This window comes from Mesorhizobium sp. M7D.F.Ca.US.004.03.1.1 (assembly GCF_003998635.1).
GTDB classification, from domain to species: Bacteria; Pseudomonadota; Alphaproteobacteria; order Rhizobiales; family Rhizobiaceae; genus Mesorhizobium; species Mesorhizobium loti.
Genome location: NZ_RZQG01001817.1, coordinates 1 through 433 on the forward strand (window position 1 = coordinate 1; position 433 = coordinate 433).

Here is a 433-nt window from a genome sequence, read left to right on the forward strand (position 1 = left end):
GAAGGACCGTATCTGGACCGCGAAGGATGATTCCGTCACGCTGCCGACATGGCTTGGTATTCCGGGGCTCCGGCACACGCTCGGCCTATCGCGCTGGTGGCATTTCTCGATCAATCTCTTGTGGCTGATCAACGGAGTCGCCTTCTACATTCTCCTCTTTTCAACCGATCAGTGGCGCAGGCTGGTGCCCATGACTTGGGAAGTTTTCCCGGCCGCGCTCTCGACGGCAATCCAATATGCCTCGCTGAACTTTCCGGTCGACGAAGGCTGGACCCGCTACAACGGCCTCCAGCAACTCAGCTACTTCGTCACCGTGTTCATCGCTGCGCCTGTCTCCATCGCCACGGGGCTGATGCAGAGCCCCGCGATTTCCAATGCGGCAGGATGGTTTGGCCGATTATTCAACCGGCAGGCCATGCGATCGGTTCATTTC

Annotated in this window: 1 pseudogene; it reads left to right on the forward strand. The window is 58.7% G+C overall.

The annotated features are described in order from the left end of the window. Positions 1 to 433, forward strand: a pseudogene (locus EN935_RS40200) (cytochrome b/b6 domain-containing protein); the annotation flags it as partial.